16 protein-coding genes are annotated in these 18,836 nt (G+C 63.1%); 10 read left to right on the forward strand and 6 right to left on the reverse strand.

The window, feature by feature from the left end; all coding sequences use genetic code 11:
* Nucleotides 1-19 precede the first annotated feature (19 nt).
* From RQ479_RS28035 to RQ479_RS28050, 4 genes are all read left to right on the forward strand, one after another.
* Nucleotides 20-1,657, forward strand: a complete 1,638-nt coding sequence (locus tag RQ479_RS28035) for a copper resistance CopC/CopD family protein (RefSeq protein WP_376703160.1) — start codon at nucleotides 20-22, stop codon at nucleotides 1,655-1,657.
* Nucleotides 1,654-1,821, forward strand: a complete 168-nt coding sequence (locus RQ479_RS28040) for a hypothetical protein (protein ID WP_376703161.1) — start codon at nucleotides 1,654-1,656, stop codon at nucleotides 1,819-1,821. Before RQ479_RS28035 ends, RQ479_RS28040 begins: the two co-directional genes overlap by 4 nt.
* A complete protein-coding gene (gndA, locus tag RQ479_RS28045) occupies nucleotides 1,797-3,221 on the forward strand; it encodes an NADP-dependent phosphogluconate dehydrogenase (RefSeq protein ID WP_376703162.1) in 1,425 nt (474 codons plus the stop codon). Before RQ479_RS28040 ends, gndA begins: the two co-directional genes overlap by 25 nt.
* A gap of 202 nt (nucleotides 3,222-3,423) precedes the next feature.
* The gene (locus RQ479_RS28050; protein WP_376706030.1) at nucleotides 3,424-3,639 is read left to right on the forward strand and encodes a hypothetical protein; all 216 of its coding nucleotides are present in this window, start codon (nucleotides 3,424-3,426) and stop codon (nucleotides 3,637-3,639) included.
* Between the two features lie 270 nt (nucleotides 3,640-3,909).
* Here RQ479_RS28050 and RQ479_RS28055 read toward each other — a convergent pair whose 3' ends face one another.
* The 6 genes from RQ479_RS28055 to RQ479_RS28080 form a co-directional block, all read right to left on the reverse strand.
* Nucleotides 3,910-6,051 (reverse strand): beta-galactosidase, encoded by a 2,142-nt coding sequence (locus tag RQ479_RS28055; protein ID WP_376703163.1) that lies wholly within the window; start codon nucleotides 6,049-6,051, stop codon nucleotides 3,910-3,912.
* Between the two features lie 24 nt (nucleotides 6,052-6,075).
* Nucleotides 6,076-6,978 (reverse strand): carbohydrate ABC transporter permease, encoded by a 903-nt coding sequence (locus tag RQ479_RS28060; RefSeq protein ID WP_376703164.1) that lies wholly within the window; start codon nucleotides 6,976-6,978, stop codon nucleotides 6,076-6,078.
* Nucleotides 6,978-7,898: a sugar ABC transporter permease gene (locus RQ479_RS28065; protein ID WP_353004400.1), complete on the reverse strand. Its 921-nt coding sequence runs from the start codon at nucleotides 7,896-7,898 to the stop codon at nucleotides 6,978-6,980. The genes RQ479_RS28060 and RQ479_RS28065 overlap by 1 nt, the downstream gene beginning before the upstream one ends.
* Before the next feature lie 77 nt (nucleotides 7,899-7,975).
* Entirely contained in the window at nucleotides 7,976-9,283 is a 1,308-nt protein-coding gene (locus RQ479_RS28070; RefSeq protein ID WP_376703165.1) for an ABC transporter substrate-binding protein, read from the reverse strand.
* Between the two features lie 111 nt (nucleotides 9,284-9,394).
* Nucleotides 9,395-10,525 (reverse strand): ROK family protein, encoded by a 1,131-nt coding sequence (locus tag RQ479_RS28075; RefSeq protein ID WP_376703166.1) that lies wholly within the window; start codon nucleotides 10,523-10,525, stop codon nucleotides 9,395-9,397.
* Nucleotides 10,526-10,987: 462 nt separating this feature from the next.
* Nucleotides 10,988-12,037, reverse strand: a complete 1,050-nt coding sequence (locus RQ479_RS28080; RefSeq protein WP_376703167.1) for a LacI family transcriptional regulator — start codon at nucleotides 12,035-12,037, stop codon at nucleotides 10,988-10,990.
* A 393-nt stretch (nucleotides 12,038-12,430) separates the two neighbouring features.
* Between RQ479_RS28080 and RQ479_RS28085 the strand changes: the two genes are divergently transcribed.
* The 6 genes from RQ479_RS28085 to RQ479_RS28110 all read left to right on the forward strand — a co-directional run bounded on the left by RQ479_RS28085 (nucleotide 12,431) and on the right by RQ479_RS28110 (nucleotide 18,750).
* Nucleotides 12,431-13,669, forward strand: a complete 1,239-nt coding sequence (locus tag RQ479_RS28085; protein WP_352517508.1) for an ABC transporter substrate-binding protein — start codon at nucleotides 12,431-12,433, stop codon at nucleotides 13,667-13,669.
* Nucleotides 13,670-13,776: 107 nt separating this feature from the next.
* A complete protein-coding gene (locus RQ479_RS28090) occupies nucleotides 13,777-14,670 on the forward strand; it encodes a sugar ABC transporter permease (RefSeq protein ID WP_352468313.1) in 894 nt (297 codons plus the stop codon).
* Complete coding sequence (locus RQ479_RS28095; protein ID WP_292663277.1) at nucleotides 14,663-15,598, forward strand: carbohydrate ABC transporter permease; 936 nt, start codon at nucleotides 14,663-14,665, stop codon at nucleotides 15,596-15,598. Before RQ479_RS28090 ends, RQ479_RS28095 begins: the two co-directional genes overlap by 8 nt.
* 5 nt (nucleotides 15,599-15,603) lie before the next feature.
* Nucleotides 15,604-16,752 carry an ABC transporter ATP-binding protein gene (locus tag RQ479_RS28100; protein ID WP_376703168.1) on the forward strand — a complete coding sequence of 383 codons (1,149 nt, stop codon included), beginning with the start codon at nucleotides 15,604-15,606 and terminating at the stop codon, nucleotides 16,750-16,752.
* Between the two features lie 90 nt (nucleotides 16,753-16,842).
* The gene (locus RQ479_RS28105; RefSeq protein ID WP_376703169.1) at nucleotides 16,843-17,589 is read left to right on the forward strand and encodes a sugar phosphate isomerase/epimerase family protein; all 747 of its coding nucleotides are present in this window, start codon (nucleotides 16,843-16,845) and stop codon (nucleotides 17,587-17,589) included.
* 12 nt (nucleotides 17,590-17,601) lie between these two features.
* Nucleotides 17,602-18,750 (forward strand): Gfo/Idh/MocA family oxidoreductase, encoded by a 1,149-nt coding sequence (locus RQ479_RS28110; RefSeq protein ID WP_352713919.1) that lies wholly within the window; start codon nucleotides 17,602-17,604, stop codon nucleotides 18,748-18,750.
* The last annotated feature ends 86 nt before the right edge of the window (nucleotides 18,751-18,836 follow it).

Genomic DNA, 18,836 nt, shown 5'->3' on the forward strand with positions numbered 1-18,836 from the left:
CGCTGCTCTTGGCGGTGAGATGAGCGCGGCATCCTTCCTGCGGCAAGCTTGCATGGCCGGCAACTATTCTGGCCGGCTTGTGGCTGGCCTGCTGGCCGCCATCGTGCTGCTCGCCGCAATTGCCATGCCTGATCTGGCCCTCGCCCATGCGGCGCTGATCAAGGCCGAGCCGGCTGACGGTGCGGTGCTGGCGCAGAGCCCGTCGCAGATGTCGCTGACCTTCAGCGAGCCGGTTTCGCCGCTGGTGCTGACGCTGGTGCGGCCCGACGGCACGGCGGTTCCGCTGACGTCCTTTCGGCTCAGCGGCCAGACCGTCGAGATCGACAATCCGCATGCGCTCACGTCGGGCACACATGTGCTGAGCTGGCGGGTAATCTCCGCCGACGGGCATCCGGTCGGCGGCTCGGTGCTGTTCTCGGTCGGTGCACCGAGTGCTGCGCCGACCGTTGCCGAAGCCGTCGACCGGGGGCTTCGAACGGCGATCTGGATCGGCAAGGTTTTTCTATACATCGGCCTGTTTTTCGGGGTCGGTGGTGCCTTTGCGCAGGCTTGGCTGGCGCAAGGCGGCCGATCCGGCCGGAACCTTGTCGTCGCCGCGATTCTGTGCGGGCTGGCCGCCGCACTCTTGTCGCTCGGTTTCCAGGGGCTGGATGCACTCGGTGCGCCGCTCGCCCGGCTGGCGCAGCCGGTCATCTGGCAGACCGCGCTCGGCACCAGCTTTGGCTGGACGGTGCTGATCGCGCTGATGGCGCTCGGCCTTGGCCTGTTGTCGCTGGTCGTGCCGCCCGCCGACGCCAGGCCGCTCGCCTTGGTCGGACTGGTCGGCGTCGGCGCTGCACTTGCCGCCAGCGGGCATGCCAGTGCCGCCGAGCCGCAATGGCTGACAAGGCCGATGGTGTTTCTGCACGGCGTCGGCATTGCTGTCTGGGCCGGCGCGCTGATGCCGCTCGGTCTAGCCTTGAAACGGCAGCCGGCCGAAGCCGGGCCGTTGCTGCGCCGGTTTTCGCGAGCGATCCTGTTCGTCGTGGCCGTGCTTGCGGCAGCCGGCATCGTGCTCGCCGTCATCCAGGTGCAAACGCCGTCGGCGCTGGTCCATACCGCCTACGGCCGGCTGCTGCTGCTCAAGCTGGTGCTGCTCGTCTTTCTGTTCACGCTCGCCGCGGTCAACCGCTTCAAGCTCACGGTCCCGGCCGAGGCGGGAAAGACGGAAGTCCAGCGGCGGCTGGCCCGCTCGATCGGCATCGAGGTGCTGATCGTGCTGGCGATCTTCGGCGTTGCCGCCGGCTGGCGCTTCACGCCGCCGCCGCGCGCGCTGGCGATCGCCGCGGCACAGCCGGCATCGGTGCATATCCACACGCTGCAAGCGATGGCCGATCTCAGCATTGCGCCCGGCCATGCCGGGCCTGTTGCCGCTTCGATTTTCATCATGACCGGCGATTTCGGCCCGCTCGACGCCAAGCAGGTGACGCTGGTGCTGTCAAAGCCCGATTCCGGCATCGAGCCCATCAAACGCCCGGCGACGAATCCCGGCGACGGCACCTGGCGCGTCGACGATCTCGTCATTCCGGTCGCCGGCCGGTGGACGGCACGGCTCGATATCCTGGTCTCGGATTTCGAGATGGTGAAGATAGAGGCGCCGATCGACATCCGGCCATGAAGACGGCGCTGGTCTGCGCAACACAATTCGGCGAGACGGTTGACGCCGCCTTGAAGGCCCGTCAATCATCGTCATCAAGAATGGGCATCCAACCCAATCGCGGCTCAAAGCAACAAGATCCGAAAGCAGGGAAGAAACAATGGAAAAAGCCGAAATCGGCCTGATCGGCCTTGGCACGATGGGCTCCAACCTGGCGCTCAACATCGCCGAGAAGGGCCACCGCATCGCGGTCTTCAACCGCACCGCGGCGCGCACCGATGCCTTTGTCGAAAATGCCGGCGCGCTCAGGGATAGGGTGGTGCCCTGCTACAGCCTCGAGGAACTGGCCGCCGCGATCCGGCCGCCGCGGCCGATCATCATGATGGTGCTGGCCGGCAAGCCGGTCGACGAGCAGATCGCGGCATTGCGCGGCGTGCTGTCGGCCAACGACATCGTCATCGACGCCGGCAATGCCAATTTCCGCGATACGATGCGGCGCTTCTCGGAGCTTGCCGATTCGGGCCTGACCTTCATCGGCATGGGCGTGTCCGGCGGCGAGGAGGGCGCCCGCCACGGTCCCTCTATCATGGTCGGCGGCACCGAAGAGTCCTGGAAGCGCGTCGAAAAGGTGCTGACCGCGATCTCGGCCAAGTTCAAGGGCGAGCCTTGCGCGGCGTGGCTTGGCACCGACGGCGCCGGCCATTTCGTCAAGACCATCCACAACGGCATCGAATATGCCGACATGCAGATGATCGCCGAGATCTACGGCATATTGCGCGACGGGCTTGGCATGGGGCCGAAAGAAGTCGCTGAGGTGTTTTCCCAGTGGAACACGGGCAGGCTCAACTCGTACCTGATCGAGATCACCGCCAAGGTGCTGGCTGCCGACGACCCCAAGACCGGCAAACCGGTGGTCGACATCATCCTCGACCGCGCCGGCCAGAAAGGCACCGGCAAATGGTCGGTGATCGAGGCGCAGCAGCTCGGCATCCCGGCCACCGCGATCGAGGCGGCTGTGGCGGCCCGCGTGCTGTCGTCGATCAAGGACGAGCGGCTTGCCGCCGAAAAGGTTTATGGCGGCGGCGTGAGCAAGATTTCCGGAGATAGGGACGCCCTGCTCGGCGATCTCGAACTGGCGCTGTTTGCCGGCAAGATCGCCGCCTACGCGCAAGGCTTCGCGGTGATGAGCGGCGCGTCGAAGGAATTCAACTGGAACCTGCCGATGCCGGTCATCGCCAAGATCTGGCGAGCCGGCTGCATCATCCGCTCGCAATTGCTGGATACGATGGCGGAGGCCTTCGGCGCCGGCGGCACAGCCACCAACCTGCTGATGGCGCCGGCTTTCGTCTCGTTGATGCAGGAGGCACAGCCGTCGCTTCGCCGTGTCGTGGCAAGGGCGGCCGAAGCCGGGTCTCCGGTGCCGGCCCTGTCATCCGCACTTGCCTATTTCGACAGTTACCGGCAGGGCCGCGGCACCTCGAACCTGATCCAGGCGCAGCGCGATTTCTTCGGCGCGCACGGCTTCGAGCGCATCGACGGGCAGGGCGCTTTCCATGGCCCGTGGGGAAGCGGCGCGGCGGGTTAGCGCCGCGACTTGGACCTAGAGTCCAATTTTGCGGTTGCCAGAAAGCAGACATCTCCAGCGACCAACTGGGTGTCGGGTCGCGCCAGGAACCTGCTATGCCGGTAGAGACGATTGACGGTCTCATCGGTATCGGCGGAGCCGCGAATCTGTGGTAAGCCGCCGCTCAACCAACCAAAGGACGACACCTGTGAGCGAACCGACCATGGCCCAGGCGACCGAAAGTATCTATGCCTCCCTCCGGGCGGACAATGCCGACATCGACGCACATATCGCGACGCTTAAAGCAGCGCTGACACGAGAAGGGATAAAACAGGCGGTGTTCGATCCGACCAAGTTGGCGCAGAACAACCGCTCGGGGCGCAAGTTGATGCAGGCCTATTTTCGGCAGCACGGCGTGAGCGTGAGGTTTTCGGACTAGTAGAGCCGCGCTCGGGTGATCTCAAGCGCGCCGTTGGGAGTTCTCGGGCCGGTCCGGCGGTTCGCAAGTTGGACGTCGGGACTGCGCCTAATGTCGGCCATTGAGGTCTCCTTCGTCGGTTCCCGAAAGCAGACATTCGGCTCGTGCGGGATGATGTCCGGGTTTGGCCCAAAGCGGCCGTCGAGAACTGGGCAACTCCGTTCCGTACGAGGCACTCCGATCCAACTCCGTCGTGTCGTCCCCTACTTCGGTCAGTCGCGCCCAAGCATCCTAATCGAGTTCGATGATGCTGCAGCCATAGGCGGGGAGCCTCATGCGGCCTGCCTTCACCTGCGCGTCGCCGAGCAGATCGGTGCCCTTTGGAACATTCGGCACGTCTGCCGGCTCGCCTAGCGTGTTGAGGATGAACAGCAGGCGGCGGTCCTTGCTCTCGCGGATGGTCGCTTCGACGCCGGCCGGCATTTCGGCGATGAGCGGCACGATACCGGCGGGCGCCAGCACTTGATCGGCCAGCACCTCGACCAGAGCATCGCTGAGGTACGTGCCGAGGTAGATCACATTGCCCTTGCCGACTTTGCGCGAAGTCATCGCGGCTTGGCCCTCGGCGAAGCGGCTGGCCCAGCTGCCGATAACCTCCGTGCCGGGCGCGACGTTAAGCAGCTCATAAAGATGCGCCGCCGTCACCTGCGCATTCCCGATCTTGAGCTCGTATTGGCGGCCCGCCGACGTCGCCGGCAGCTTCTTGCGCACCGTGTTGGCGCCGAAGCGGCCGCCATGCTCGAACAGGCCGTCGCCGCCGATCGGCGTCAGCAACCCGAACTCCTCGACCGTGATCCCGGCCAGCGCCGAGAGCGTCTTGCCCGGCGAGGTGTCGCGGATAACGTGGTTGTTAACGTCGCGTGATCCGGTGCGGCCGCCCAGGATTACCGTTCCACCCGCCTTAGCGAAGGCCTCGATCCGCGCCGTCCACGCATCGGTCCATTTCAGCCAATGCGGCACGTAGAGCGCCTTGAGCTTGCTGAGATCATCCTCGGGATGGATGAAGCCGCAGGCGATGTTGTTGCGGTAGCAATAGCGGTGCAGCAGCGTCGCATCGTCCTGCGGGCTCGGCATGCCGATGGGGTAGGAGCGGTGCATCTCCTGATTGTCGAAATCTGATCCGGCGATGCCCAAATCCATGCGCACATGCGTGCCGAGGATCTTGTCCTTGAGCGGCGTGACCTCACCCGCAAACTGCTTGGCCTCGTCATAGCGCCGCCGCGGGATGTCGTCGTGATCGATGATGCCCATCCAATAGATCTCGGCGCCGAAATGCGCCGGCCGCCAGCGGAAGAACATCACGCCATCGGCGCCGCGCGCCACTGACGTATAGGCCATGCGGCGCATCTCGCCGGGTTCGGGCGTCAGCGTCGAGAAGTTCGGCTGCGCACCGAAGCCCGATTGCTGCTCGGGCACGATGAAGTTGCCGGTGAGGCCGCGGCAGATGTCGAGACGCAGCGCCTGCACCTCGCCGACGCCGCCGACCCGCTGCATCTCGTCATCGAGATGCGGGTAGATGTCGAAGCCGAGAAAATCGAGATCGGTCGAGAACTCGCCGCGGAAGTCGATGTCGTCGATCCGCCCGAGATTGTGGAAGACGAACCAGTCTGGATTGGTGGCGCGCAGGATCAGCACCTGATCGTGCTGGAACCGCGCCGTGACGAAGGCGAGGAAGCGGTGATAGTCGACCACATGGGTCGGCCCGACCGGGGCAGGGGCGTAGTCGAGGGGCAGCACCACTTGATCGAAATCGTCGTAGGCGGTGGCCCAGAAATGCCCGCCCCACGCATCGTTGAGCGCGACGATGGTCTTGTACTTGTCCTTGAGGAAGGCCTGGAACTCGGCCAGAGTCACCGGACCGTAGGACAGCGATCCAGAGGTATTGAGCTCATTGTCCGTCTGCCAGCCGATGATGTCCGAATTGCCGCGATAATGCTCGGCCATCGCTTCAGTGATGCGCTTCGAATGCTCGCGGAACACTCCGCTCGCAAGATTGGCGTGCTGGCGCGAGCCATGGCTCATGGCGCGGCCATTGGCATCGACGCGCAACACTTCGGGATAACGCGCCGTCAGCCAGCGCGGCGGCGTCGCCGTCGGCGTGCACATGATGGTCTTGATGCCAGCCTTGCCCAGCACATCTATGGCGCGGTCGAACAAATCGAAGTCGAACGTCCCCTCATGCGGCTCGATAATATGCCAGGCGAATTCCGCAAGTCGCACCGCGTTGAAGCCCGCGGCTGCCATGCGGTCGGCGTCGCGCTGCCAATAGCTCTCATCGACATGCTCCGGGTAATGCGGGGTACCGACGAGGAAAGTGTCGGTCGCGATCGGCCGCCAGACAGAGAGCGGCGCGGACTTCGAGGCAGTCGTCATAGTCGGAAAACTCCAGGCGATAGTCTATTTGATGGAGCCGGCGGTGAGGCCGCCCTGCCAGAACCGCTGCAGCAGCAGGAACACCACGATGACCGGGATGATGCTGACCAGCGCGCCGGTGATGATGATCGAGAACAGCACCTCTCCGCCGCCACCGCCCTGCTGCGCGAGCTGATACCAGGTCGCAAGGCCCACCGTGATCGGCTGGTACTCCTGCGAGCGCAGCACGATGAGCGGCAGGAAGTAATTGTTCCAGGTCCCGACGAACGAGAGCAGCGCCACGGTCACCATGCCCGGCGCCACCAGCCGCAGCACGATGGCGCGGAAGATCACGAACTCGCCGGCGCCATCGATACGCGCTGCGTCGAGCAGTTCGTCGTCGACGCCCTGCTCGATATAGACGCACATCAGATAGACGCCGATCGGCGAGATCATCGAGGGCAGGATCACGCCCAACGGATTGTCGCTGAGACCCGAAAGCGCCAGCAGCAGGAAGATCGGCACGACGAGGGCGGTCTGCGGGATCATCACAGCGCCCAAGACCAGCGCAAACAGCAGATTGCGGCCGACGAATTTGAACTTGGCGAACGCATAGCCTGCCGCGGTAGCAAAGATCGCGGCACCGAGCCCGGCGACGGTGGAATAGAGCACGCTGTTGAACATCCAGCGCATGAAGACGCCGTTGTCGCGCGCCAGCAGATCGCTCAGATTCTGCCAGAGGTTGAACTCGGTGCCGAAGCCGAAGCCGAACGTGGTGAACAGGTCGCCATTCGTCTTCGTTGCCGATAGGACCAGATAGACCAGCGGCACAAAGCTGTAGAGGAGGAACACTGACAGCAGCAGCGTGAGGATGATCCGCGAGCGCCGCCGTTCGCCGGGCCGGCGCTTGGCAGCTTCGAAAGTGGCGATGTCGGTGGTCGCAGTCATCATTGCTCCGGCCGACGGCGGTTGGTGATCAGGGTGAAGATGTAGGAGGCACCGGCGATCACGAAGCCAAGCACGAACGAGACGGCGGCCGCATAGCCATACTGCTGGTTCGAAGTCGCAAGCGAATAGGCATAGAGGTTCGGCGTGTAGCTCGAATTGATGGTGTTTCTGGCGAGCGCGCGCATCAAATACGGCTCATTGAACAGCTGCAGTGTGCCGTTGATCGAAAAGATAATGGTGAGCAGGATCGCCGGCCACAGCAGCGGCAGCTGGATCAGCCGCGCAAATTGCCAGGCCGAGGCGCCATCGATCCGCGAGGCCTCGGCGAGGTCCGACGGGATCGTCTTCAGCGCGGCGTAGTAGATCACCATATTGTAGCCGACATATTCCCACGTCACGATATTGGCCAATGAGAAGATCATCGCGCCCGGCGACAGGAAGTCCGGCGGCGGCAGGTTGAACGCCTTGGCCATCTGCGTGAACGGGCCGAAGTTGGGGCCGTAGAGATAACCCCACATGATCGTCGCGATCACGCTCGGCACGGCGTAGGGGAGGAAGAAGCCGAGCCGGAAGACGCCCTTGGCATAGACCTGGCCGCGATCGAGCACGATGGCGAACAACAGCGCCAGGCCCAGCATGATCGGCACCTGCACGATGCCGAACAGAACGAGGTTCCACACGCCGCCCCAGAATTTGGCGTCGCCCGTGACCTTGATGTAGCTGGCTGCACCCGCGAATTGCCGTCCGCCCACCAGCGTGTCGCGGTAGAGGCTCATATAGAACGCATAAACCAGCGGCGCGACGATGAAGGCGATAAATAGCAGCACGAAGGGCGCCAGGAACAGATAGGGCGCGAGCTTTCGTGACGTAAAACCGCCCGATCGCGCTGGGCGCGTCGCTGCGGCTGGCGAATTCGACATTGCCATGGTCCCCCGTCCGGCAAGATGAAGAGATCGGGCGCGCCGATCAAGCGCGCCCGGCCGTTGCCCGGGAGAACTCAGTCTACGGTGAAGCCTTGTTCCCGCGCGTAGGTGACCACGGCGTCCTGGATGCGGTCGAACGCATCCGACAGCGTGCCCTTGCCGCTGATCGAGGCGCCGAATTCATCTTCCATCGACTGGTAGAAGAAGTCCTGGAACGGGCTCCACTCAAAATTGCTGACTGCGGCCGCCGATTTGGCGAACACTTTATTGACCGCCTGGCCACCGTAGAAGTCCATCTTCTGTCCGGCGAACTCGGCGCTGGTCAGCAGAGCGGTGGTGCATGGGAACAGGAACTGCTTGGTGGTGTAGAGCTTTGTGGCTTCGGGATTCGTAGTCAGCCAGATCGCGAGTTCGGCGGCCTCGGGCAGATGCTGGGTCGCTTTCATCACGGCCAGCGCTGAGCCACCCCAATTGCCGGTCGCGAACTTGCTCGCGTCCCACTGCGGCAGATCGGCGGCACGCCACTGGCCCACGCTGGTCTTGGCGACCGAGGTCAGGAACACCGGACCCCAGCCGGCGGTGAGCCAGGTGGCATAGCGGCCCGAGTCGAGGCTGGTGTACCACTCATTGTTGAACCCCGGCTTGGTCTCGATGACACCCGCGGTAATAAGGTCCTGCCAATAGGCGGCGAAGTCCTTAGAAATCTTGTCGTTGATGTTGATCACGAGCTTGTCGCCATCGCGGCTGATCGGCTTCCAACCCATCGGCCACAGAAGACCATTGACCCAGCCGCCATTGCTGAGCAACGCGTCCGTCAGGAAGACATTGGGGTCGGCCGCATGCAGCTTCTTGGCGGCATCGGCAAATTCCGCCCAGGTCGCGGGCGGCGTGATGCCATGCTTGTCGAGAATGTCCTTGCGGTAGAGCATCGCCATCGGACCGGAATCCCATGGCATGCCGCTGACAACATCACCCTTGGCGACCTGGGTCCACGTGCCTTCGGGGAACTCCGCCTTGTGCGGGTTTGCCCACTGGCCGATATCGGCGAACGCGTCGACCTGGCGGAAGCTCTCGAGGAACTGGAATTCGATATGGACGACGTCGGGCAGGCCGCTGCCCGCCTGCAGGCCCGCACGGACCGCCTGATACTCCGGGGCGCCCTGGCCGGCATTCACGAGTTTGACCTGGATGCCTGGATGCGCGGCGTTGAACATGTCGACCTGAGTCTGGAAATCCGGCAGCCACGACCACAGAAGCAGCTTGACGGGATCGGCACCGCGAACTGCCGCCGGCAGGGCTGCAACCGCAACGCTCGCACCCGCAACTTTCAAGAAGTTACGACGCTGCATCGTCCGCCCAAGCGGATTGAAAATCCTTGTCATTGAAGTCCTCCCACGAAAGATACGCTCCCCACACGATGCAGGGCGCATTTTTCTTTCAGTTAGAAACTTAATGCCGACATACAGTCGCTGTCAATTGCGATCGATTGATCTTCAGTCGGCCATCACGAGGCGGTCGGCAGGGTTGAGCGTCGTCGCATCGAGCACCAGGCGCACCGCTCCAAGTACGATGTCGCGGTGCCCCAGCGCGCCTAACACGAGGCGCGGCGGGTCGTACACATTGCCCTTGAGGCGATGCCGCAGCACATCGAGCACCAGATCACCGCCGCCGACGACCCGGCCCGCCAGTACGATGATTTCGGGGTTCATGAAGGCAGCAACACTGCCCACCGCCATCGTCGCATAGTCGAGCAGTTCGGTCACGACTGGCGCGATTTTGTCCGCCTGCCGGTCGGTGACGGCGCCCAGGGTGAGCTTTCCCGCCGCATACTGGGTGTTGGCCTCTTCGAGCATCTTGGTCGCCTGTTCGGGGATGCCGAAAAAGCGCAGCGATTGCTTGTCGCCCAGATGTTTGAACGGCCGCCCGGTGAGGAGGGGGTCATCGAGATACCAGCCGAGCTCGCCCGCCGCATGCGAGTGCCCGCCATAGAGCTTGCCGTCGATGACGACGCCCGCGCCGGCGCCGGGCCCGATCGAGAGGCTCACGACGCTGTCGGCGCCACGCCCGGCCCCGAACCCCCATTCGCCCACGGCGGCGAGGTTGCGCCCGTTCTCGACAAAGACCGGCACGTCGAATTTCTCGCTCAGCAATTGCCGAAGTGGAAAGTCGCGCCAGCCGAGCCCGAGCGTCAGAATCACTTCGCCCGCCGGCTGCCTGACGATCGAGGGAACACCGATGCCGATGCCACGAATTGTTTGGCCAGCCGGACGTGGAGCGCCCATTAGCCGTTCGACAAGGGAGGTGATCTTTTGAAGATTGCGCTCACCATCGTCATCGGCGGTTTCATGCATCTCAGTCTGCACGACGCCTTCCAGGTTTGCGACCGCACCGTAGAATTCACCCTTGCCCGCTTCAATGCCGATAATTGCGTGCGATGCGCCGCGGAACTTGATGCGTGCCCGAGGACGTCCCCGGACACTAGCCTCGTCAAACCCGTCATATGCCACCAGATCCTCGGCAATCAGATCTTTGATCACTCGCATCACGGTCGGAATGCTGATGTTCAGTCGCTTGGCAAGGCTCGAAGGTGATGCCACTCCTTCCGTGCGGATCACGTCGACCACGGCCGATCGATTCAATCGGCGCAGAAGGCTGGACGTCGTGGGCTGGCGCTTCATATACGGACCAGTGTGCGAGGGCCGGCTGCCCGGCAACGAGCGACGGCATAGACCAGAACAGAGATAGAGTCCGCCTTTTTCTGAAGACGCTTAACGCTGAGCGGCGAAGGCAACTGCGGTAGCCGGTCGACGATCGCCGCGAGATGGCGCCAGGCTCCCAGGCCCTCCGGACTACTGCGGGCAGTAAGCGACATGATCAACGACCGCAATTGGCGCAAAGCGGTCCGCACCAGGCTGGGCCAAGGTCGGCTTTCTAGCCCGATTATCCCGAAAGTGGACTGTCCACTTTCGGCCCCCAAGCTGCCAGTCAGCAGCGCGCACTTGCAGCCAAGTGGAATCACTTGGCGTCGCAGAAATGCGGCTAAGACAAATAGATGGAGCCCAGTCCCAGTCTAAACGTATCCCGCTCTAGTCGGGGCGGCGATAGGCCTGCACTTCGCCCGGCTCGCTCAGGCTTTGCAGGGTGCCGGGTGCGGCGCCGCCGATCCAGCCCAGCACCGAGCGGGCGAGCTCGGCGCCGGCCAGCCGGAAGTTCTCGTTGACGACCAGCAATTCGCTGCGAAACAGGTGCAGAAGCTCCGACGATTGTTTGGACACCACATCGACATCGCGGCCAAGCTTGAGGCCGGCGTCTTCGATGCCGGCGACGATGGCGAGCGTCGCGGCGGCGGCGCTGCTGATGAAACCATCCGGGCGGTTTTCGCGGCGCATCAGCTGCGCCGTCCGCATTCTGATCTGCTCGATCGAATGATCGATCGAAACGGTGTTGAACGGGATCTCGCTGGCGCCGACCTCGCTCAGCGCATCGGCAAAGCCGGCGAGCGTGTGGCCGTGATAGGTCAGCTCGACCGGCGGCGCCAGCAGCGCCAGGCGGCGGCGGCCGAGGCCGGCCAGATGGCGCACTGCCCCGGCCGCGAAAGCGTAATTGTCGAAATCATGATAGGGGTGGATCAGCCCCATATCGGTGCGGCCATGCGTGGCAAAGGGAATGCCGCGCTCCAGCATATAACGGGCCCTCGGATCGTTCGGCTGCGTGCGCGAAATGATGACGCCGTCGGCTGAACCGGTTTCCACGAGGTAGCGGATCGGGTCGAGCGGATCCTGTGAGCGCGAGTAGGGCGTCACGATCAAATGATATGGCGTGTCGGCGATGACTTCCGAAACGCCGTAGATGATATCCGAGACAAAGCTCATGATCTCGTGCTCGGTGTTGAGCACCAGGCTGATGACATTGGTCTTGCCGGTGCGCAGGCGGACGCCGGCACGGTTGGGCCGATAACCGATCTGCTTGGCGACAAGCTGGACGCGCCTTCTGGTCTCGGCGCCGATCTCGGGCGCGTCCTTCAGCGCGCGCGACACGGTGGTGACGCCCAGCCCGGTCATGAAGGCGAGCGTCTTCAGTGTCGGCCGGCCCTGGCCCGACGCCTCGTCGGCCTTCTCTTTTTGATGCCTGTTCATTCGTCCCGCCCCGTCAGGCGCATAACAGTTGCCGGACAGCCCGGCAATCGGCCGGCCGCGGGTTCGCCGCCGGCCTTCACCGAATGAGACCGCTATATACTGAAACGTTACAGATTGTCACGACCATCGCCGCATCACTGGTGACAGATGCAGAACGAGCGGTGCTGCAATCGGCGCAAAACCATGATTGGAACGGGCTTTTCCGATTTTTCGGCACCGCAGCATTCCATTTTGCGGTGCAACCTCTCTTGTTGCGGCGCGGTAGGCCGGCGAGCCGCGCGATTTTGTTCGCGCTTCGAAAAAACCTGATGCCACCTTCGCCTGAGGGGTTGCGCGCCTCAAGCAATTGCCGTATCGAAAATCTGTAACGTTTCAGATTCTGGGAGGAACGAAATGCGATACCAACTCATGACTGCTGCGCTGGCTGCGACGGTCGCGCTGCAATTCGCCGGCCCGGCGGCCGCGACGGATCTGGAAGTCACCCATTGGTGGACCTCCGGCGGCGAGGCGGCAGCGGTCGCCGAACTCGCCAAGGCTTTCGACGCAACGGGCAATCATTGGGTGGACGGCGCTATCGCCGGCTCCGGCGGCACGGCGCGGCCGATCATGATCAGCCGCATCACCGGCGGCGACCCGATGGGCGCGACCCAGTTCAATCACGGCCGGCAGGCGGAAGAATTGGTGCAGGCCGGGCTGATGCGCGACCTCACCGATCTCGCCACCAAGGAAAAGTGGACGGAAATCGTGCAGCCGAAGAGCCTGCTCGACGGCTGTACCCTCGACGGCAAGATCTATTGCGTGCCGGTCAATATCCACTCCTGGCAGTGGCTGTGGCTGTCGAACGCGGCCTTCGAAAAAGCCGGTGTGCCGGTGCCGAAGAACTGGAATGAATATGTCGCTGCGGCGCCCGCGCTGGAAAAAGCAGGCATCCAGCCGCTCGCGGTCGGCGGCCAGCCCTGGCAAGCGTCCGGCGCTTTCGACGTGCTGCTTGCGGCGGTCGGCGGCACCGACGCCTTCCTCAAGGTCTACAAGGACAAGGACGCGGAATTCGCCGCCGGGCCCGAGGTCGCCAAGGTCTTCAAGGCCGCGGACGACGCTCGCAAGATGGCGAAGAACACCAATGTGCAGGACTGGAACCAGGCCACCAACCTGGTCATCACCGGCAAGGCCGGCGGCCAGATCATGGGTGACTGGGCGCAGGGCGAGTTCCAGGTTGCCGGCCAGACCGCCGGCAAGGACTATACCTGCCTTCCGGGCCTCGGTCTCAACGAGATGATCGCCACCGGCGGCGACGCTTTCTACTTCCCGCTGCTAAAAGATCCTGAAAAATCGAAGGCGCAGGAAGTGCTGGCCCACACGCTGCTCGATCCCAAGACGCAGGTCGCCTTCAATCTCAAGAAAGGTTCGCTGCCGGTGCGCGGCGACGTCGACCTCAAGGCGGCGAACGACTGCATGAAGAAGGGCCTCGAAATTCTCGCCAAGGGCAATGTCATGCCCTGGACCGACCAGCTGCTTTCGCAGGATACGCAGAAGCAGAAGGAGGATCTGTTCTCCGAGTTCTTCGCTAAGCAGGACATGACCGTGGAAGATGCGCAGAAGCGCTTCGCCGCCATTGTCGGTTCGGCCGATTGAGCGATCGACCAACCGCCTCACTCCCGCCCCTGCAAACGCAGGGTCGGGAGCTCGGGTCAAGGCCTCTTGACCCTCCGGCCCTTACCCGATCCAGCCCGGCTGTGCAGATGAGCAAGAGCGAACGCCCTAGCCAACTCTTTCGCAACCTCAATGCGAAAATCGCCTCGATCCCAATGATCTTCACCGCGCTGGTGATCTTTGTCGGCGGCACCGTCTGGACGGTGTTGTATTCCTTCACCAATTCCAAGCTGCTGCCGCGGCTGCATTTCGTCGGGCTCGACCAGTACTACCGGTTGTGGGCAACGCCGCGCTGGCTGATCTCGATCGAGAACCTGCTGATCTATGGCGTGCTGTCGCTGGTGTTCTCGCTGGTCATCGGCTTCCTGCTTGCTGCCTTGCTCGACCAGAAGATCCGGTTCGAGGACACGTTCCGGACCATTTTCCTCTATCCCTTCGCCCTGTCCTTCATCGTCACCGGTCTCGTCTGGCAGTGGCTGCTCAACCCCGAATTCGGTATCCAGGGAGTGGTGCGCAGCCTCGGCTGGACGAGCTTCAGCTTCAATCCGCTCTATGATTCCAGCATCGTCATCTACGGCATATTGATCGCCGCTCTCTGGCAAGGCACCGGGCTCATCATGTGCCTGATGCTGGCCGGCCTGCGCGGCATCGACGAGGATATCTGGAAAGCCGCGCGGGTCGACGGGATACCGACCTGGAAGACCTATCTGTTCATCATCATACCGATGATGCGGCCGGTCTTCATCACCACGCTCGTCATCGTCGCCTCCAACATCGTTCGCGTCTACGACCTTGTCGTCGCCCAGACCAGCGGCGGGCCTGGTATCGCCTCCGAAGTTCCGGCCAAATATGTCTATGATTACATGTTCTTCGCCCAGAACCTCGGTCAGGGGTTCGCCGCCTCGACGATGATGTTGCTGTCGGTGATTATCGTCATCGTGCCGTGGGCCTATCTCGAGTTCGGAGGCAAGAAGCGTGTCTGACCATGCCGTTTCATTGCCTGCCATTGCCGGTGCCGGCGGGCTCGAAGCCTACGGGCCGAGCGGACCGAAGCCGCGCCATACATTCTCGCGCCGCAACATCTTCCTCTACGGCACGCTGATCGTGGTGGCGCTCTACTATCTCCTGCCGCTCTACGTGATGGTGGTGACATCGCTCAAAGGCATGCCCGAGATACGCCTCGGCAACATCTTCTCGCCGCCGATGGAGATCACCTTCGAGCCCTGGGTCAAGGCCTGGTCGAGCGCCTGCACCGGGCTCAACTGCGACGGGCTGTCGCGTGGTTTCTGGAATTCGGTGCGCATCACCATCCCGTCGGTGATCCTGTCGATCGCGCTCGCCTCGGTGAACGGTTATGCGCTTGCCAACTGGCGCTTCAAAGGGGCCGACACTTTCTTCATTATCCTGATCGTCGGCGCCTTCATACCTTACCAGGTGATGATCTATCCGATCGTCATCATCCTGCGCGAGGTCGGCCTTTACGGCAGCCTCAGCGGCCTGGTGATCGTCCATTCCATCTTCGGCATGCCGATTCTCACGCTTTTGTTCCGCAACTACTTTACCTCCATGCCGGAGGAGCTGTTCCGGGCAGCGCGTGTCGACGGCGCCGGCTTCTGGGGCATCTATTTCCGCATCATGCTGCCGATGTCGCTGCCGATCTTCGTCGTCGCCATCATCCTGCAGGTGACCGGCATCTGGAACGACTTCCTGTTCGGCGTCGTCTACACCCGCCCCGACACCTATCCGATGACGGTGCAGCTCAACAACATCGTCAACTCGGTGCAAGGCGTGAAGGAATACAACGTCAACATGGCAGCCACTATCCTGACCGGCCTGGTGCCGCTGATTGTCTATTTCCTGTCCGGAAAATTGTTTGTGCGCGGCATCGCCGCCGGCGCTGTGAAAGGATGATGGCGATGAACGCAAACGGCAGCATTGAGGTAAACGGCAGCAAGGGGGTAAACGGCAGCAAGGGGGCAAACGGCACCAGTGTCTCGATCCAGAACCTGTCGCTGAATTTCGGCGCGATATCGGTGCTGCAGACGCTCAATCTCGATGTCGCCGAAGGCGAGTTCATCGTGCTGCTCGGCCCATCCGGCTGCGGCAAGTCGACCCTGCTCAACTGCATTGCCGGGTTGCTCGACGTTTCCGAAGGCCGCATCTTCATCAAGGGCAAGAACGTCACCTGGGAAGAGCCCAAGGATCGCGGCATCGGCATGGTGTTCCAGTCCTACGCGCTCTATCCGCAGATGACGGTGGAGAAGAACCTGTCGTTCGGGCTGCGCGTTGCCGGCCTCGCCAAGGACGAGATCGCCAAGCGCATCGCCCGGGCTGCCGAGATCCTGCAGATCGAACCGCTCTTGCATCGCAAGCCGGCGGCCCTGTCCGGTGGCCAGCGCCAGCGCGTGGCGATCGGGCGTGCACTTGTCCGCGACGTCGATGTCTTTCTGTTCGACGAGCCGCTCTCCAACCTCGACGCCAAGTTGCGCGCGGAATTGCGCGTCGAAATCAAGCTGCTGCACCGCAAGCTCGAGAACACCATGATCTACGTCACCCACGACCAGATCGAGGCGATGACGCTGGCCGACCGTATCGCCGTGATGAAGGGCGGCGTCATCCAGCAGCTCGATGCGCCGCAGACCATCTATAACCGGCCGGTCAACCGGTTTGTCGCCGGCTTCCTCGGCTCGCCGGCAATGAACTTCCTCGACGGCAGGCTGGAGCAGGCGGACGGCGACTGGCACTTTGTCGCCGAGGATGTGCGGATCCCGCTTGCCACCTATGCCTTCGAGAAGGACCCTGTGCCGGGGCCGGCCGTGTTCGGCATCCGCCCCGAGCACGTGGCGTTCAACAGCGGCACGGGATGGCCGTTCGCAGCCACGGCAAATGTCGAGGTCGTCGAGCCGATGGGTTCCGACACGCTGGTCTGGCTGAAGCTCGGCGGCCAGAATTTCACGGTACGGGTGACAGCCGAGCGCACGCCAAACAACGCCGAGGCGGTCGGCATCGGCTTCGACCCGATGCGCGCTTCGCTTTTCGACGCCGCCACCGGCAGCCGCCTCTAGAGCATGATTTAGCCCTCCCAACACTTTTCCATTCCCCCCAAGACTCTCATCCCCCAAGACTAACCATCCACAAGAAAACGGACAGAGACGATGAACTGGTCATTCCAACTTTACAGCGCCCGCAATTTCCAGCCCTGGGAGGGCGTGCTCAAGATGCTGGGCGAGCTTGGTTACAGCCAAGTCGAAGGGTTCGGCGGCGTCTATGACGATCCCAAGGCGTTCCGTGCCGAGCTCGACAAGAACGGCCTCGCCATGCCGACCGGGCATTTCTCGATCGACGCGCTCGAGAAGGATTTCGACGGCGTGCGCAGGACGGCCGATGCGCTCGGCATCACGCTGCTCATCTGCCCCTTCCTGAACGCCGAGTTCAGGCCGGCCGACGCGGCCGGCTGGCGCGGCTTCGGCGAACGCCTGGCCAAGGTCGGCGAGACGGCCAAGAAAGCCGGCTATGGCTTTGCCTGGCACAACCATGATTTCGAGTTCAAGGCGCTTGCCGACGGCTCGGTGCCGCAGGACCATATCCTGTCCTCGGCGCCCGACATCGGCTGGGAGATGGATGTCGCCTGGGTGGTGCGCGGCGGCGTCGATCCGCTGCCCTGGATCGAGAAGCACGGCAAGCGCATCGTCGCTGTCCATGTCAAGGACATGGCCAAGCCGGGCGAGGGCCTCGACGAGGACGGCTGGTCGGATGTCGGCCACGGCACCATCGACTGGCCCGGCCTGATCAAGGCGCTGCGCGCCAAAAGCGCTGCAAAATACTACGTCATGGAACAGGATAACCCCAACGATATCGAGCGCTTCGCCCGCCGCTCGATCGCAGCTGCCAAGACCTATTAGGAGCACACCAGCATGGCAACAAAACTTGGCATCGGCGTCATCGGCTGCGGCAACATCTCGAAGGCGTATTTCTCGCTGGCGCCGCTGTTTCGCGGCATCGAGATGCGCGCCTGCGCCGACATCAACATGGAAGCGGCGAAAGCGCGGGCAAAAGAGTTCAAGCTACGCGCCGAAACCGTCGAGGGGCTGCTCAAGGCCGACGATATCGACATCATCGTCAACCTGACCATTCCGGCGGTGCATTACGAGGTGTCGAAGCAGATCCTCGACGCCGGCAAGCATGTCTATTCGGAGAAGCCTTTCGTGCTGTCGGTCAAGGAAGGACTCGATCTGAAGAAACGGGCGGAAAACAAGGGGCTGCGCATCGGCTCGGCCCCCGACACCTTCCTCGGCGGCGCGCACCAGCTTGTCCGCGACCTGATCGACACCGGCAGGCTCGGCAGGATCACCAGCGGCACCTGTCATGTGATGAGCCATGGCATGGAGCATTGGCACCCCAATCCGGACTTCTTCTTCCAGCCGGGCGCCGGGCCGGTGCTCGACATCGGACCCTATTACATCACCAACCTGATCCAGCTGATCGGGCCGGTGAAGCAGGTCGCGGCTTTTGCTTCGATCCCGATGACGGAACGCATCATCAGCTCGAAGCCGCGTGCCGGCGAAAAGATCCCGGTCTCCACGCCGACGACGATCCATGGCGTGCTGGAATTCGAGAACGGCGCCGTGGTGACGCTCAACACCAGCTGGGATGTCTGGAGCCACGGCCACGCGCCGATGGAACTCTATGGCGAGGCAGGCACGGTGTTCGTGCCGGATCCGAACTTCTTCGGCGGCGAGGTGCGCTACACCGAAGCCGCCAAGCCGGTGAAGAAGCTGCCGAAATGGCGGCATCCGTTCGGCGTGCCCAACGAGATGCATTCGCACGGCATGATGGCCAACTACCGCACCGCCGGCCTTGCCGACATGGCGATCGCGATCAGGGAAGGCCGGCCGCATCGCTGCTCGATGGAACTGGCGCTGCATGCCGTCGACGTCATGACCGGCCTGTTGCGCTCGGGCGAGACCGGAAAGTTCGTTGTCATGCAGACCAGCTGCGAGCGGCCCGCAGCACTCGGCGTCAAGGCAGCGAAGGAGCTGCTGGCGAAGAAGAAAACGAAGTAGGCGGCGCACCTCCCAAGCACCGCAAAAGCCTCTCCCCGTTTGCGCGGGGAGAGGCTAAGGGTGGGGCCGAAGTCGACTTGCCCGTC

Origin of the sequence: Mesorhizobium sp. ISC25 (assembly GCF_042295465.1) — a bacterium.
GTDB lineage: Bacteria > Pseudomonadota > Alphaproteobacteria > Rhizobiales > Rhizobiaceae > Mesorhizobium.